Raw genomic sequence first — 14324 nt, 5'->3', positions numbered from 1 at the left:
AACATAAATAGCAATAAATGCTAAAAACACAACCGTTGTTATAATATTGCACAACAAAGTTTAAGAAAATATATTCCCTATTGTAATAAATCAAGGTATTATGTCGAAAATATTATCGAAATAATAGAGTCATATCCCGTGGAACAATCGTCATCTGGGCATAGTTTAATGTCGTCGATTACTGCTTTTTTGCCTGATTATTTAAACCAATATTTTCCTTTTATTATCGTCTGTTTATTGTTATTTACCGCCATTTTACTCTTCTCATTTAGTAAATTGAGAATGGACATTATTGCATTACTCACAATTACAGCTATCACCATTAGTGGTGTATTAACACCAGCGGAGGCATTAGCGGGCTTTAGTGATCCCAATATAATCTTAATTGCGCTATTATTTATTATTGGGGAAAGCTTAGTGAGAACGGGCGTCTCATACAAAATGAGCGAATATATTCTTAAAATAGCAGGCAAAAATGATATTCGCATTATTACCTGTATTATGTTAGGTGTTGCCTTGCTTGGCTCAGTCATGAGTTCAACAGGGGTTGTAGCCATTTTCATCCCTGTTGCCATTAGTATTGCCAATCACACGGGTATTCATGTTAAAAAATTAATGATGCCGCTTTGTATTGCGGCATTAATAAGTGGCATGATGACTTTAGTTGCAACAGCACCAAACCTTGTTGTTAACAGTGAATTAAACCGCGCAGCTTTGACTGAATTCAGTTTTTTCTCGATTACGCCAATCGGGATCGGTGTTTTAATTGTCGGAGTTATTTATTGCATATTAACACGCAATTGGTTGCTCACTGCTGAACAAATCACCCCAACTAATATTCAACCACAAAGACGAAAAATTACCGATTTAATCCGTGACTATAAATTAATTGGCCGTGCCCACCGTGCACAAATATTAGCTGGCTCGCCTTTTGTTGGGCGCACAATTGATGGCTTGCATTTGCGTAGTGAACATGGTGTAAATGTTATTGGTATTGAACGTTGGCGCAAATTCCACAAAGTATTAATTCCAGTTAATGGTTCAACTGAGTTTCGTGAAAATGATATTTTGCTACTGGATATGTCACACTCGGAAGCGGATTATCGCACCTTTTTAACCACCAATAGCCTTGAACCAAAAATTTTACGCGGTGAGTACTTTTCAGAGCAAGTTAAACAAGTCGGTATGGCAGAAGTTGCCCTACTACCAGAATCTACACTATGTGGTAAGACACTCAATGAAATCGGTTTTAGAGGAAAATATTTTCTGACTGTAATTGGTATTTGGCGCAATCATGCACCCGTTGAAACAAACAACTTATTCCAAGAACGTTTAGAAATGAGCGATACTTTATTAGTTTGTGGCGATTGGGGATCGATCCAAAAATTACAAACGCGAACCAGTGATTTTGTGGTCTTAGACTTTCCGGCTGATATCGACGATATTGCACCAGCAAGTTCACAAGCACCCGCAGCTTTAATTAATCTCGCCATCATGATTACGTTAATGGTAACTGGCATTGTACCTAATGTGGTTGCCGCCTTAATCGCTTGTTTATTAATGGGCGCGACGCGCTGTATTGATATGACTAATGCCTACAAATCCATACACTGGCCAACTTTAATTTTAATTATTGGTATGATGCCTTTTGCACTTGCTCTCAATAAAACAGGCGGTATTTCGCTTATATCTGCTTGGCTTGAAGTTCACCTACGTTCTTTCGGGCCTTACATGGTGCTGACATTTATTTTTTTATTATGTTCAACCATTGGGTTATTTATATCCAATACTGCAACCGCCATTTTAATTGCACCAATCGCCATTGATTTAGCACTAAAATTTGATTATTCGCCCTATCCATTTGCCATGACGGTTGCCATTGCCACATCGGCATCATTTATTACCCCCGTATCATCACCAATTAAAACCATGGTGGTTGCACCGGGTGGATATAGCTTTGGGGATTTTGTTAAAATTGGCGTACCGTTAACTTTTTTGGTAATGGCGGTGGATATTGCTTTAGTGCCAATATTTTTTCCGTTTTAAAAACTAACTTTTTAATTGTTTTCTTTAAAAAACAATTAAAAAGTTAAATAGATTTACTGATTTTTTATAGCTTTTGCCGGTTTTATGGACATGATTTGGTAATAGTTTGCTTCGGGCGCGTTGTCTATTGAGTGCAATAAATAGCAATAGTGATAATGTCTAAAACCTAGCTAACCCAAAATAATCTTTAAAAAATACTATTATTAATCTTTATGAAAGAGAGGTAGTTCATCATCTTCTACTTTTATAAATATTACCTTCAAATTTGATACAAATAAAAGGTATTTATAATAATTGTGATATCTTTTTGATTAAAGATTCTCTCTAAAATTTCAGGTATAATCCATATAATTTATCGATTATGGACATAATACTTATGCCTCATGCAACTAAACCATTAAATATTATTTTTGCTGGAACCCCTGATTTTGCAGCTACCCATTTAAAAGCGCTCATTGATACTAACCATAATGTAATAGCGGTTTTTACGCAGCCCGATCGCCCTGCGGGTCGTGGTAATAAATTAACCGCAAGTCCTGTTAAACAATTAGCGATTGAAAATAGTCTGCCTGTTTATCAACCCGCAACGCTTAGATCCGAAGAAAACCAAAAAATCATCGCTGAACTTAATGCTGACATTATGATTGTTGTTGCTTATGGGCTTATTTTACCGCAAGCGGTGCTTGATATGCCCAAACTGGGTTGTTTAAATGTGCATGGTTCATTATTACCACGCTGGCGTGGCGCAGCACCGATTCAGCGTGCTTGCTGGGCAGGAGATCAAGAAACGGGCATTACCATTATGCAGATGGATGCAGGACTTGATACAGGTGATATGCTTTATAAGCTTACCTGCCCAATTGAGCCAGCCGATACCAGCGCATCGCTGTATGAAAAACTAGCAAAGCTTGGTCCCCAAGGTCTGCTTGATACATTAGCGTTAATCAGTGAAGGGAAAATCCAACCAGAAAAGCAAGATGAAGCGAAAGTTACCTATGCCGAAAAGCTTTCCAAACAAGAAGCCAAACTTGATTGGAATTTATCTGCCGAGCAACTCGAGCGTTGTGTCCGCGCTTTTAACCCATGGCCGATTAGCTATTTTATCGTTAATGGCGAACCGGTTAAGGTATGGCAAGCTCAAATCGTTGAAATTGATTCAAAACAGCCTGCTGGCACGATTTTGCAAGCAGACAAAAACGGCATTTGCATCGCAACTAGCGAAGGTGCATTAAATATGACAAAGCTCCAACCAGCAGGTAAAAAACCAATGTCAGCACAAGATTTATTAAATTCTCGTCAGTCTTGGTTTGTTGTTGGCGAAAAGCTCAGTATGGATTAAGCATCCAAACTGCAATATTACAGGATATTTAATCCTGTAATATTTATCGTTTTCTCGCTAACAGTGTTGCAAATCTCAATTTTATACGATTACCATGAATATCAGTTTTATGTAATTGACCTATATCTTCATTGTATTTTAAAATTTCCCAACCTTGATAGTAGTTGAGTAATTCTTGTTCTTTAAATGTGAATGAAAATCCCACTGAACAAGGATAATCAGCCGTCGACATTGCACAGACGATAAGATTATAACCGCCACGTTTGGTGATAGCCTGCATATTATGAAGAATATCTGGGATTTTATCTGGTTGTAAAAACATCATCACAACTGTTGAGATAATAAAATCATATTCACCTTTTAAGTTGGCTTGGTTAATATCATAGTTAGATGCTGTAATATGGTTTAGATTCTCATCATTGATAATCTGTTGTAAATTATTAATACTCTGTTCCGATTTATCAACAGCGTTGACATCAAAACCTAATAATTGCAAATAAAGCGAATTACGACCAGATCCACAACCAAGATCTAATGCTCTACCCTTAGGTATAAATTGGCAAGCAGACACCACTTCAGAATGTGTTTTAGTCATTTGGTACTTTTTATGAGTATAATCCTCTGGTTGACAATAAAATGCTAACTGACATTTTAGATCATCCGATACATTGACAATACGATACCAATGCAACGGTAATATAAGTGGTGGTTGATGCAATATATCATAATGGTGTCGACTTTTGATCTCCTCTTGCGTTGTTAATATCTCGAGATCTAAGCAACCAGCAATAATGTGTAACTGTGCCCATGTACCTTCTTGGGTATGGTATTTTTCGCAAAACACTTGTGGTAAATTTTTAACATCCCAGACAGGTAACATTTTATAATTAAATAAATTTTCCAAAATAATATCATCCTTAAAACAAATCAATAGTTGACTATTATAGTCAATTATTGAGCGTCTAAACAACTCGCAGTAACACCAGTTAAAATAACAACAAGTAGCGAAACATAAATTTATTGTAGCGAAGTTGGCTTGATCAACATATAATCTTCACCATCCTAGACTATATAGTGAAAACATTAGAGGAACAATTTATGGGATTTTTAACAGGCAAACGTATACTTGTTACGGGTGTTGCAAGTAACCGTTCTATTGCTTACGGTATTGCACAATCTATGCATCGTGAGGGTGCTGAACTTGCTTTTACTTACCAAAACGATAAATTAAAAGGTCGTGTTGAGGAGTTTGCCGCTGATTTTGGTTCAAAAATCGTTCTACCTTGCGATGTTGCACATGATGAAAGCATCACAGAACTATTTACTGAACTTGCAAAAACATGGGATAAATTCGACGGTTTTGTCCACGCTATCGCTTTTGCACCGGGTGATCAATTAGATGGTGATTATGTTAATGCTGTAACTCGTGAAGGGTTTTCAATCGCTCACGATATCAGCTCTTACAGCTTTGTTGCCATGGCTAAAGCATGCCGGTCAATGTTAAATCCAGGCTCAGCACTGGTTACGCTTTCTTACCTTGGCGCTGAACGTGCAATCCCTAACTATAATGTGATGGGGCTTGCTAAAGCATCACTCGAAGCCAATGTACGTTATATGGCAAATGCGATGGGACCAGAAGGTGTACGTGTTAATGCAATTTCAGCAGGTCCAATTCGTACACTTGCCGCATCAGGCATTAAAGATTTCAAAAAGATGTTATCTCACTGCGAATCAGTAACCCCAATTCGTCGCACAGTGACTACTGAAGATGTCGGCAATTCAGCAGCATTTTTATGTTCTAATTTAGCATCAGGCATTACTGGTGAAGTAATTCACGTCGATGGTGGATTTAGCATCGCTGCAATGAATGAGTTAGAACTTAAATAAGCAATCTCATCATATATGAAAAAGGCGCTAAACCATTCATGGTTGCGCCTTTTTAATGATATTTAATATCAAATTACTATCTTACTTACTTATATTATTCTTTTTGTAAGTTTTGAACAAAAACATAAAATTTAGAATACATATACTGTTTTTTCCGTTAAAATTTATGCCAATTTGCACGGTAACAGTTTGTTGGAGAAAAAATGAAAATAGCAAAAAATACAGTAGTGAGTATGGCATATCAAGTGCGTACTACAGATGGCGTTTTAGTTGACGAAGCAACCGCTACTGCCCCCCTTGAATATCTACAAGGTGCTGGTAATCTATTACAAGATCTTGAAAACGCGCTAGAAGGTCATCAAGTTGGTGATAAATTTGAAGTTGAAATAATTAATGCCTATGGTGATTTTAATGATGCACTTGTGCAAAATGTTCCTCGTGATGTATTTGTCGGCGTTGATGAACTCGAAGTAGGCATGCGCTTTTTTGCAGATACTGATCAGGGTTCTTTACCTGTTGAAATTACCGCTATCGATGGTGATAGCGTTACTATTGACGGCAACCACATGCTAGCAGGGCAAGACCTAAAATTTAATGTTGAAGTATTAGCTATCCGTGAAGCAACTGAAGAAGAAATTGCTCATGGTCATATTCATGGTGAACATGGACATGATCACGGACATGGTGGTTGTGGCTGTGGTGGTCACTCTCATGAAGATGAAGATGATGAAAACACGGGTTGCTGTGGCGGTGGTCATGGAGGATGTGGTTGTCACTAATCCATCCCCCCCATTAAAATGAAATTATAAAAGCGCTGCATAGCGCTTTTTATTTAACATATATTTAATATTACCTAATTATTTGTGAAATAACTCCCAATATTTTACATTATCATTTTACCTGATTAATTTTTCCTTTAATAATTTGGGTTTTACAATTATTGGAATCTAACAATTATGCCTTCACAATCAGTTGCATTAATGCCACGTGAGAAGCTTTTGAAATTTGGCGTTGAAACTCTCAGTGATGCAGAATTACTGGCTCTTTTTTTACGTACAGGCACCCATAATTTACCCGTTTTAGAGTTATCTCAAAAATTATTAAATGAGTTTGGTTCTGTCTATCATCTAATAAATGCAAGCCATAATGATTTTTGCCAAAAAAAAGGATTAGGTACAGCTAAATATACACAATTAAAAGCGGTTGTCGAACTTTCACATCGATATCTAAAGGTTAAAATGAACAATGAAAACTCGCTTACTTCACCAACTATAACACATCACTATTTAGCCAGTCGATTAGTGAATAAAGATCGTGAGGTCTTTATGGTGATTTTTTTAGATAACCAAAATCATGTTATTTATTCAGAAGAGATGTTTATTGGTACTTATAATTGTGTAGAAGTACATCCTCGAGAAGTAGCAAGGCGAGCACTACAACTTAATGCAGCAGCATTAATTTTAGCTCACAATCACCCCTCTGGCATGTCAGAACCAAGCCAAGCAGATCGCATTCTCACAAAGAAAATAGAACAAGTATGTGACTTAATTGATATTCGAATCGTTGATCATATCGTGATCGGTAAAGGTGAGTATGTTTCTTTTGCTGAACGCGGATGGATTTAATCGTTATTTTTACTTACAATGTAAGCTTATTACCTACTAACTCATACATGAACCTATTTTATGAATAAACAACTAGAATTGCTAGAAACTAAAGTTGCCTTTCAAGAAGTTACCATTGAAGAATTAAACCAAATGGTGACACACCTTCAAGCAGATATAAGTAAATTAAAAGAACAATTAACGTTATTATCCCAAAAACTACAAGCTACTCAACCATCAAATATTGCTAATTTATCTGAAGAAACGCCACCACCACATTATTAATTATGCTTATCAAGTTAAATAACTGTCGTTTGGAAATTTATCTACCCAACCAATAATATCTTGATATCACTTAGTAGATAGTTATCCATAATAAGTTCAATAAGCTGTAAATTAAAGTAATTACGATCAATCTAAATTACAAAATAAAAAACCGGCATATAGCCGGTTTTAATACACAATGATTTAATAATTATTCAGCTGCTGCTTCTGCTTCTTCTACTGCAGGGCGATCAACTAATTCAATATAAGCCATTGGAGCATTATCTCCATCACGGAAACCACATTTTAAAATACGTACATAACCACCAGGGCGAGTAGCAAAACGTGGACCTAAATCTGAAAATAATTTCTTAACTGTATCTTTATCACGGATACGAGCAAAAGCCAGACGGCGATTAGCTACGCTATCGCTTTTGGCTAGCGTAATTAACGGTTCAACAACACGACGCAACTCTTTTGCTTTAGGCAATGTAGTTTTGATGATTTCATGTTCAACAAGTGAACTAGTCATGTTACGAAACATTGCTTGACGATGGCTGCTATTTCGGTTCAGTTGACGACCACTTTTACGATGGCGCATAACTTTATCCTTCTTATATAAATTTTATTTTAGTCTTCAACAATACTTGCTGGTGGCCAGTTCTCAAGACGCATGCCTAAAGATAAACCACGAGATGCGAGTACATCCTTAATTTCAGTAAGTGATTTCTTACCAAGATTAGGGGTTTTAAGTAACTCAACTTCGGTACGTTGTACTAAATCACCAATATAATGAACTGCTTCTGCTTTTAAGCAATTAGCAGACCGAACAGTTAATTCCAAATCATCTACTGGACGTAAGAGAATTGGATCAAATTCCGGTTTATCTTCTTTCACTTCTGGTTGACGTACATCGCGTAAATCAACAAAAGCTTCAAGTTGTTCAGCCAAAATAGTTGATGCACGACGAATAGATTCCTCAGGATCGATAGTCCCATTGGTTTCCATATCGATAACAAGTTTATCTAAATCCGTACGTTGTTCCACACGAGCAGCATCAACAGAATAAGCGATACGCTCTACAGGACTATAACATGCGTCAACTAACAGACGACCGATTGGTCGTTCTTCATCTTCTGACTTAACGCGAGCAGAAGCAGGGACATAACCACGTCCTCGTTGTACACGAATACGCATACTAATTGAAGCATTGGCATCAGTAAGATGACAAATTACTAAATCAGGATTAACAATTTCAACATCACCATCATGAGTGATATCAGATGCAGTTACTGCACCAATGCCTGATTTATTTAAAGTCAGCATAACATCATCTTTTGTATGTACACGTACTGCTAATTTTTTTAAATTAAGCAAAATATCAAGTACATCTTCTTGAACGCCTTCTTTAGTACTGTACTCATGCAGAACACCGTCAATTTCAACTTCGGTTACAGCATATCCCGGCATAGATGATAATAAAATGCGGCGTAGTGCATTACCTAAAGTATGACCAAAACCACGCTCAAGTGGCTCTAAAGTCACTTTGGCATGTGTTTGGCTGTATTGAACAACATCAACTAGGTGAGGTTTTAAAAACTCTGTTACAGAACCCTGCATTATGTCCTCTCTTAAGTGCTAAACTTTACTTAGAGTAAAGTTCGACGATCAAATGTTCGTTGATATCAGCAGATAAATCTGAACGTTCTGGTAAGCGTTTAAACACACCTTCCATTTTGCTAGCATCAACTTCTAACCATGTTGGTTTTTCACGTTGCTCAGCTAGCTCTAAAGCGGCTTTAATACGTGCTTGTTTTTTTGATTTTTCGCGAACACTAATCACATCTTCTGGTGAAACTTGATAAGATGCAATATTCACAACACGACCATTAACAAGAACAGCTTTATGACTAACTAATTGACGAGCTTCAGCGCGAGTTGCACCAAATCCCATGCGATAAACAACGTTGTCTAAGCGACGTTCTAAAAGACCAAGTAGGTTTTCACCAGTATTGCCTTTAATACGCGCAGCGCTTTTATAATAATTACGGAATTGACGTTCTAAAATTCCATAAATACGTCTAACTTTTTGTTTTTCACGTAACTGAACACCATAATCGGATAAACGCGGTTTACGCGCACCATGTTGTCCAGGAGCTTGTTCTAATTTACATTTACTATCAACCGCTCGGACACCAGATTTAAGGAATAAATCTGTACCTTCACGACGACTTAATTTGAGTTTTGGTCCCAAATATCTTGCCATTTTATTTCTCCAATAATCCTAAACATTCAATGTTTAAAAAATTAAACACGACGTTTCTTTGGTGGACGACAACCGTTATGAGGAATCGGAGTAACATCAGTAATGTTAGTGATGCGATAACCCGCTGCATTTAATGCACGAATTGTTGACTCACGACCAGGACCAGGTCCTTTAACCATAACTTCTAGATTCTTAATTCCGTAATCTTTCACGGCTTCAGCACAACGTTCTGCGGCCACTTGAGCTGCAAACGGAGTTGACTTACGAGAGCCACGGAAACCAGAACCACCAGCGGTTGCCCAACCCAACGCATTACCTTGACGATCGGTAATAGTTACGATTGTATTGTTGAATGATGCATGAATATGAGCTATACCATCAGAAACTTGCTTTTTTACACGTTTACGTGTACGAACAGGTGTCTTTGCCATTTAATTATACCTCAATTATTTCTTGATTGGCTTACGCGGTCCCTTGCGGGTACGAGCGTTAGTCTTTGTGCGTTGACCACGGACTGGTAGTCCACGACGATGACGCATGCCACGATAACAACCAAGGTCTAATAAACGCTTGATACTCATAGTTACTTCACGACGTAAATCACCTTCAACTGTGAATTTAGCGACTTGTTCACGTAACGTTTCAATCTGATCTTCAGATAGTTCTCTGATCTTCACATGTTCAGCAATACCCGCTTCAGCACAAATTGTCTTAGCGCGAGTACTTCCAATTCCATAAATTGCTTGTAACGCAATTACAGCATGTTGTTGATCAGGAATGTTAATGCCTGCTATACGGGCCACTATGCACTCCTTTATTATTAATAATCTAATGAATTCACCATACTGAAAAGCCCGTTTTCAGGATACTCAAACAGTGAATTCACAACTAAATGTAGGCTGGCTATTCTAGCCAGCTTTACTATACTTTGGCAAGTAAAATATGCAGAAGCTCAACTTTTGGGTTAAATAAATTAACCTTGACGTTGTTTGTGCTTACCTTCAACGCAAATAACACGAACAATGCCATTACGTTTAATGATTTTACAATTTCTGCATAATTTCTTGACTGAAGCACGAACTTTCATTTTTCTCTCCGTAACTTCTGGCTAACTTATCGGCCGTAGCCTTTAAGGTTCGCTTTCTTTAACACTGACTCATAACGATTTGGCATCATTAAAGTCTGTACTTGTGCCATAAAATCCATGATTACAACAACGACAATTAATAAAGATGTCCCGCCAAACTGAACAGGAACTTTCATCGCACTTGTCATAAACATTGGAACCAAACATACAAAAGTAATGTAGATTGCGCCAATTAGCGTTAAACGAGTCATTACTTTGTCAATATACTTAGATGTTTGTTCACCTGGACGAATACCTGGAATAAATGCACCAGATTTTTTAAGCTGATCTGCTGTTTCTCTAGGATTGAAAACCAATGCTGTATAGAAGAAACAAAAGAAAATAATCGCTGCCGCAAAAAAGATTATGTATAAAGGTTGATCATGAGAAAAATATTGACCGATAAGCACAATAAAATATCTCCATCCTTCACCATCTCCTTGGAACCAAGAAGCCATCATTGACGGTAACATAGCAATTGTCGAGGCAAATATTGCCGGAATAACGCCTGCCATATTAATCTTTAATGGTAAATGTGTACTTTGCGCAGCATAAACACGGCGACCTTGCTGGCGTTGCGCATAATTAACAACAATTCTTCGTTGACCACGCTCAACAAACACAACAAAATAAGTAACACCAATAACTAATGCAGCAACAACTAATAATAAAATCGGATGCAATGAACCAGAACGAGCTTGTTCAATTGTTTCATAAATAGCATGTGGAAGACTCGCCACGATACCCGCAAAGATAATGATAGAAATACCATTACCTACACCTCGCTCAGTGATCTGCTCCCCCAACCACATAAGAAACATAGTGCCAGTAACTAAGCTAACCGATGCGATAAAATAGAAAGAAAATCCTGGATTAATCACAACATGACCATAACCAGGAATGTTAGGTAAACCGGTTGCTATACCTATAGCCTGTACTATTGCTAAAGCTAATGTGCCATAACGAGTGTACTGACTAATTTTTTTACGACCGGATTCACCTTCTTTCTTCAATTCTGCAAGTTTAGGGCTAATTGCCGTTAATAACTGCACAATAATTGATGCAGAAATATACGGCATTATCCCTAAAGCAAAAATTGAAGCACGGCTTAAAGCACCACCAGAGAACATATTGAACATACCCACAATACCATTTGAAGATGCTTGTGTTAGTAAGTCCGATAACGCTTTAGTATCAATACCAGGAACAGGAATGTAAGAACCAAGACGAAAAACAATAAGCGCTAAAAGCACAAACATCAAACGCCTTTTGAGTTCACCACTACCACCTCGTGCACTTTGAAAATCTAATCCTGGTTGCTTTGCCATCTTTCTAATTATTCCTCAATTTTTCCGCCAGCAGCTTCAATTGCAACTTTGGCACCTTTCGTTACTCGAATACCACGAACCGTTACTGGTTTAGTTACTTCACCAGATAACATGATTTTTGCATATTCGATATGTGAATTAATCACATTTGCAACTTTCAAGCTATTCAAGTCAACAATATCACCTTCCACTTTCATTAAATCTGAAAGGCGAACCTGAGCTGTAACTTGAGCTTTACGTGAGGTAAAACCAAATTTTGGTAAACGACGATATAAAGGCATTTGACCACCTTCAAAGCCGCGACGAACGCCACCACCTGAACGAGATTTTTGACCTTTAACACCACGAGTACCGGTTTTACCTAGCCCAGAACCGATTCCTCGGCCTAGACGTTTTGGTGCATGCTTTGAACCTTCAGCAGGAGATAAAGTATTTAAACGCATTACTATTACTCCTCAACTTTAACCATGTAATAAACTTGGTTTACCATACCGCGAATAGCAGGTGTATCTTCACGTTCAACAGTATGACCAATACGACGTAATCCTAGACCAACTAACGTCGCTTTGTGCTTCGGTAGACGACCAATAGAACTACGGGTTTGTGTAATTTTAATTGTTTTTGCCATGGCTAATTACCCCAAAATTTCTTCGACGGTTTTACCACGCTTAGCAGCAACCATTTCAGGTGATTTCATATTACCTAAGCCATCAATTGTTGCACGAACCACGTTAATTGGGTTAGTAGAACCATATGCTTTAGCTAGAACGTTACGAACACCTGCAACTTCTAAAACAGCACGCATTGCACCACCGGCGATAATACCAGTACCTTCTGATGCTGGTTGCATATAAACACGAGATCCTGTATGAGCACCTTTAACTGGATGCTGTAAAGTATCGTTATTTAAAGCAACATTGATCATATTGCGACGTGCTTTTTCCATTGCTTTTTGAATTGCTGCTGGCACTTCACGTGCTTTACCATATCCAAAACCTACGCGGCCATTACCGTCACCAACAACTGTTAGTGCAGAAAAACTAAAAATACGACCACCTTTTACGGTTTTAGAAACTCGGTTAACTGCGATTAGTTTTTCCTGCAGTTCACCAGCTTGTTTTTCGATGTTTGACATCTTTAACTCCTACCTTAGAACTGTAGGCCAGCTTCGCGAGCAGCATCTGCTAGCGCCTGAACTCGACCATGATATTGGAAACCTGAACGATCAAATGAAACTTCTTTGATATCTTTCGCTAACGCACGTTCAGCAATTGCTTTACCAACCGCTGCAGCTGCATCTTTGTTTCCAGTGTATTTTAAACTTTCACTGATAGCTTTTTCTAATGTAGAAGCAGCTGCCAGCACTTCTGATCCGTTTGGTGCGATAATCTGCGCATAAATATGTCGCGGAGTGCGATGAACCACCAAGCGAGTTGCAAGTAGTTCATGCATCTTGCGACGCGCTTTTGTTGCACGACGGATACGAGCTGATTTCTTATCCATAGTGTTACCTTACTTTTTCTTAGCTTCTTTAGTACGCACAACTTCATCTGCGTAACGAACACCTTTACCTTTATAAGGCTCAGGACGACGATAAGCACGGATATCAGCAGCTACTTGTCCAATTAACTGTTTATCAGCACTTTTTAGTACGATTTCAGTTTGAGAAGGACATTCAGCTGTTACACCTGCAGGTAATTGATGTTCAATTGGATGTGAATATCCAAGAGATAAACCAATTGCATTACCTTTAACTTGTGCACGATAACCGACACCGACTAGCTGAAGTTTTTTAACAAAACCTTCAGTAACACCAATGACCATTGCATTAATCAATGCACGAGCAGTACCAGCTTGAGCCCAAGCATCTGAAAAACCATCACGAGGAGCAAATTTAATTTGACCCTCTTCTTGATTAATCACAACAGCATTATTTATAGTGCGAGTTAACTCGCCATTTTTACCTTTAATCGTAATTACCTGACCATCGAGTTTTACCTCTACGCCAGCAGGAACAACGACAGGTGCTTTTGCAACACGAGACATTTTTTTCTCCCTTACGCTACGTAGCAGATAATTTCACCACCAAGACCTGCTTGGCGTGCTGCACGATCAGTCATAACACCTTTAGAAGTAGAAACAACTGCGATACCTAGTCCAGCCATAACTTTTGGCAATTCATCTTTACGTTTATAAATACGTAAACCTGGACGGCTAACACGTTTGATACTTTCTACAACAGCTTTGCCTTGGAAATATTTCAAAGTAATTTCCAATTCTGGCTTAGTGTCACCAACCACTTTATAGTCCCCGATGTAACCTTCTTCTTTTAGCACATTGGCAATTGCCACTTTTAGCTTAGAGGAAGGCATGGTGACTGCAACTTTATTCGCAGATTGACCGTTACGAATACGGGTCAACATATCTGCTATAGGATCTTGCATGCTCATCTATAACACTCCCC

20 protein-coding genes are annotated in these 14324 nt (G+C 38.1%); 6 read left to right on the top strand and 14 right to left on the bottom strand.

Annotated elements, in window-relative coordinates; all coding sequences use genetic code 11:
• The first annotated feature begins 168 nt into the window (after positions 1 to 168).
• Together BQ5209_RS03480 and fmt are read left to right on the top strand one after the other, a co-directional pair.
• Positions 169 to 2046, top strand: coding sequence for an SLC13 family permease (locus tag BQ5209_RS03480; RefSeq protein WP_085247251.1), 1878 nt, complete (start codon positions 169 to 171; stop codon positions 2044 to 2046).
• Positions 2047 to 2422: 376 nt separating this feature from the next.
• Positions 2423 to 3385 carry a methionyl-tRNA formyltransferase gene (fmt, locus tag BQ5209_RS03475; protein WP_085247161.1) on the top strand — a complete coding sequence of 321 codons (963 nt, stop codon included), beginning with the start codon at positions 2423 to 2425 and terminating at the stop codon, positions 3383 to 3385.
• Between the two features lie 43 nt (positions 3386 to 3428).
• Here fmt and tehB read toward each other — a convergent pair whose 3' ends face one another.
• On the bottom strand, positions 3429 to 4289 hold the full coding sequence (gene tehB, locus BQ5209_RS03470) for an SAM-dependent methyltransferase TehB (protein ID WP_085247160.1): 861 nt from the start codon (positions 4287 to 4289) through the stop codon (positions 3429 to 3431).
• 194 nt (positions 4290 to 4483) lie between these two features.
• On the opposite strand from tehB, the gene fabI reads away from it, so the two are divergent.
• From fabI to BQ5209_RS03450, 4 genes are all read left to right on the top strand, one after another.
• Positions 4484 to 5272, top strand: coding sequence for an enoyl-ACP reductase FabI (gene fabI / locus BQ5209_RS03465; RefSeq protein ID WP_085247159.1), 789 nt, complete (start codon positions 4484 to 4486; stop codon positions 5270 to 5272).
• 203 nt (positions 5273 to 5475) lie between these two features.
• The gene (slyD, locus tag BQ5209_RS03460) at positions 5476 to 6051 is read left to right on the top strand and encodes a peptidylprolyl isomerase (RefSeq protein WP_085247158.1); all 576 of its coding nucleotides are present in this window, start codon (positions 5476 to 5478) and stop codon (positions 6049 to 6051) included.
• Positions 6052 to 6228: 177 nt separating this feature from the next.
• On the top strand, positions 6229 to 6897 hold the full coding sequence (radC, locus tag BQ5209_RS03455) for a RadC family protein (protein WP_085247157.1): 669 nt from the start codon (positions 6229 to 6231) through the stop codon (positions 6895 to 6897).
• A gap of 60 nt (positions 6898 to 6957) precedes the next feature.
• A complete protein-coding gene (locus BQ5209_RS03450) occupies positions 6958 to 7161 on the top strand; it encodes a SlyX family protein (RefSeq protein WP_085247156.1) in 204 nt (67 codons plus the stop codon).
• Positions 7162 to 7351: 190 nt separating this feature from the next.
• Here BQ5209_RS03450 and rplQ read toward each other — a convergent pair whose 3' ends face one another.
• The 13 genes from rplQ to rpsH all read right to left on the bottom strand — a co-directional run bounded on the left by rplQ (position 7352) and on the right by rpsH (position 14310).
• Positions 7352 to 7741, bottom strand: coding sequence for a 50S ribosomal protein L17 (rplQ, locus tag BQ5209_RS03445; protein WP_025314408.1), 390 nt, complete (start codon positions 7739 to 7741; stop codon positions 7352 to 7354).
• 29 nt (positions 7742 to 7770) lie between these two features.
• Positions 7771 to 8760 carry a DNA-directed RNA polymerase subunit alpha gene (locus tag BQ5209_RS03440; RefSeq protein WP_034911133.1) on the bottom strand — a complete coding sequence of 330 codons (990 nt, stop codon included), beginning with the start codon at positions 8758 to 8760 and terminating at the stop codon, positions 7771 to 7773.
• Between the two features lie 25 nt (positions 8761 to 8785).
• Positions 8786 to 9406, bottom strand: a complete 621-nt coding sequence (gene rpsD, locus BQ5209_RS03435) for a 30S ribosomal protein S4 (protein WP_065567150.1) — start codon at positions 9404 to 9406, stop codon at positions 8786 to 8788.
• A 41-nt stretch (positions 9407 to 9447) separates the two neighbouring features.
• Positions 9448 to 9837 (bottom strand): 30S ribosomal protein S11, encoded by a 390-nt coding sequence (rpsK, locus tag BQ5209_RS03430; protein ID WP_025314405.1) that lies wholly within the window; start codon positions 9835 to 9837, stop codon positions 9448 to 9450.
• A gap of 15 nt (positions 9838 to 9852) precedes the next feature.
• Positions 9853 to 10209 carry a 30S ribosomal protein S13 gene (rpsM, locus tag BQ5209_RS03425; protein ID WP_085247155.1) on the bottom strand — a complete coding sequence of 119 codons (357 nt, stop codon included), beginning with the start codon at positions 10207 to 10209 and terminating at the stop codon, positions 9853 to 9855.
• A 170-nt stretch (positions 10210 to 10379) separates the two neighbouring features.
• Positions 10380 to 10493, bottom strand: a complete 114-nt coding sequence (gene rpmJ, locus BQ5209_RS03420) for a 50S ribosomal protein L36 (protein ID WP_025314403.1) — start codon at positions 10491 to 10493, stop codon at positions 10380 to 10382.
• A gap of 26 nt (positions 10494 to 10519) precedes the next feature.
• Positions 10520 to 11860 carry a preprotein translocase subunit SecY gene (secY, locus tag BQ5209_RS03415; RefSeq protein ID WP_085247154.1) on the bottom strand — a complete coding sequence of 447 codons (1341 nt, stop codon included), beginning with the start codon at positions 11858 to 11860 and terminating at the stop codon, positions 10520 to 10522.
• 8 nt (positions 11861 to 11868) lie between these two features.
• Positions 11869 to 12303: a 50S ribosomal protein L15 gene (gene rplO / locus BQ5209_RS03410; protein ID WP_085247153.1), complete on the bottom strand. Its 435-nt coding sequence runs from the start codon at positions 12301 to 12303 to the stop codon at positions 11869 to 11871.
• Positions 12304 to 12308: 5 nt separating this feature from the next.
• The gene (gene rpmD, locus BQ5209_RS03405) at positions 12309 to 12488 is read right to left on the bottom strand and encodes a 50S ribosomal protein L30 (RefSeq protein ID WP_025314400.1); all 180 of its coding nucleotides are present in this window, start codon (positions 12486 to 12488) and stop codon (positions 12309 to 12311) included.
• Between the two features lie 6 nt (positions 12489 to 12494).
• A complete protein-coding gene (rpsE, locus tag BQ5209_RS03400) occupies positions 12495 to 12995 on the bottom strand; it encodes a 30S ribosomal protein S5 (protein WP_065586689.1) in 501 nt (166 codons plus the stop codon).
• A gap of 14 nt (positions 12996 to 13009) precedes the next feature.
• The gene (rplR, locus tag BQ5209_RS03395) at positions 13010 to 13363 is read right to left on the bottom strand and encodes a 50S ribosomal protein L18 (protein ID WP_025314398.1); all 354 of its coding nucleotides are present in this window, start codon (positions 13361 to 13363) and stop codon (positions 13010 to 13012) included.
• A gap of 9 nt (positions 13364 to 13372) precedes the next feature.
• Entirely contained in the window at positions 13373 to 13906 is a 534-nt protein-coding gene (gene rplF, locus BQ5209_RS03390) for a 50S ribosomal protein L6 (protein ID WP_085247152.1), read from the bottom strand.
• Between the two features lie 11 nt (positions 13907 to 13917).
• Positions 13918 to 14310, bottom strand: coding sequence for a 30S ribosomal protein S8 (gene rpsH, locus BQ5209_RS03385; protein WP_065567155.1), 393 nt, complete (start codon positions 14308 to 14310; stop codon positions 13918 to 13920).
• Positions 14311 to 14324 lie beyond the last annotated feature (14 nt).

It is taken from the genome of Gilliamella mensalis (genome assembly GCF_900103085.1).
Lineage (GTDB): Bacteria > Pseudomonadota > Gammaproteobacteria > Enterobacterales > Orbaceae > Gilliamella > Gilliamella mensalis.
This window is presented reverse-complemented; position numbering and strand designations above follow the sequence as displayed.

Bases quoted from the DNA above. Each gene is read 5' to 3' on its own strand.
- rpmD (WP_025314400.1), bottom strand. From the start codon at position 12,488: ATGGCAAAAACAATTAAAATTACACAAACCCGTAGTTCTATTGGTCGT.
- rplO (WP_085247153.1), bottom strand. From the start codon at position 12,303: ATGCGTTTAAATACTTTATCTCCTGCTGAAGGTTCAAAGCATGCACCA.
- rpsH (WP_065567155.1), bottom strand. From the start codon at position 14,310: ATGAGCATGCAAGATCCTATAGCAGATATGTTGACCCGTATTCGTAAC.
- fabI (WP_085247159.1), top strand. From the start codon at position 4,484: ATGGGATTTTTAACAGGCAAACGTATACTTGTTACGGGTGTTGCAAGT.
- secY (WP_085247154.1), bottom strand. From the start codon at position 11,860: ATGGCAAAGCAACCAGGATTAGATTTTCAAAGTGCACGAGGTGGTAGT.
- rplR (WP_025314398.1), bottom strand. From the start codon at position 13,363: ATGGATAAGAAATCAGCTCGTATCCGTCGTGCAACAAAAGCGCGTCGC.
- fmt (WP_085247161.1), top strand. From the start codon at position 2,423: ATGCCTCATGCAACTAAACCATTAAATATTATTTTTGCTGGAACCCCT.
- BQ5209_RS03480 (WP_085247251.1), top strand. From the start codon at position 169: ATGTCGTCGATTACTGCTTTTTTGCCTGATTATTTAAACCAATATTTT.
- radC (WP_085247157.1), top strand. From the start codon at position 6,229: ATGCCTTCACAATCAGTTGCATTAATGCCACGTGAGAAGCTTTTGAAA.
- BQ5209_RS03450 (WP_085247156.1), top strand. From the start codon at position 6,958: ATGAATAAACAACTAGAATTGCTAGAAACTAAAGTTGCCTTTCAAGAA.
- rpmJ (WP_025314403.1), bottom strand. From the start codon at position 10,493: ATGAAAGTTCGTGCTTCAGTCAAGAAATTATGCAGAAATTGTAAAATC.
- BQ5209_RS03440 (WP_034911133.1), bottom strand. From the start codon at position 8,760: ATGCAGGGTTCTGTAACAGAGTTTTTAAAACCTCACCTAGTTGATGTT.
- rplQ (WP_025314408.1), bottom strand. From the start codon at position 7,741: ATGCGCCATCGTAAAAGTGGTCGTCAACTGAACCGAAATAGCAGCCAT.
- slyD (WP_085247158.1), top strand. From the start codon at position 5,476: ATGAAAATAGCAAAAAATACAGTAGTGAGTATGGCATATCAAGTGCGT.
- rpsD (WP_065567150.1), bottom strand. From the start codon at position 9,406: ATGGCAAGATATTTGGGACCAAAACTCAAATTAAGTCGTCGTGAAGGT.
- rpsK (WP_025314405.1), bottom strand. From the start codon at position 9,837: ATGGCAAAGACACCTGTTCGTACACGTAAACGTGTAAAAAAGCAAGTT.
- rpsE (WP_065586689.1), bottom strand. From the start codon at position 12,995: ATGTCAAACATCGAAAAACAAGCTGGTGAACTGCAGGAAAAACTAATC.
- rplF (WP_085247152.1), bottom strand. From the start codon at position 13,906: ATGTCTCGTGTTGCAAAAGCACCTGTCGTTGTTCCTGCTGGCGTAGAG.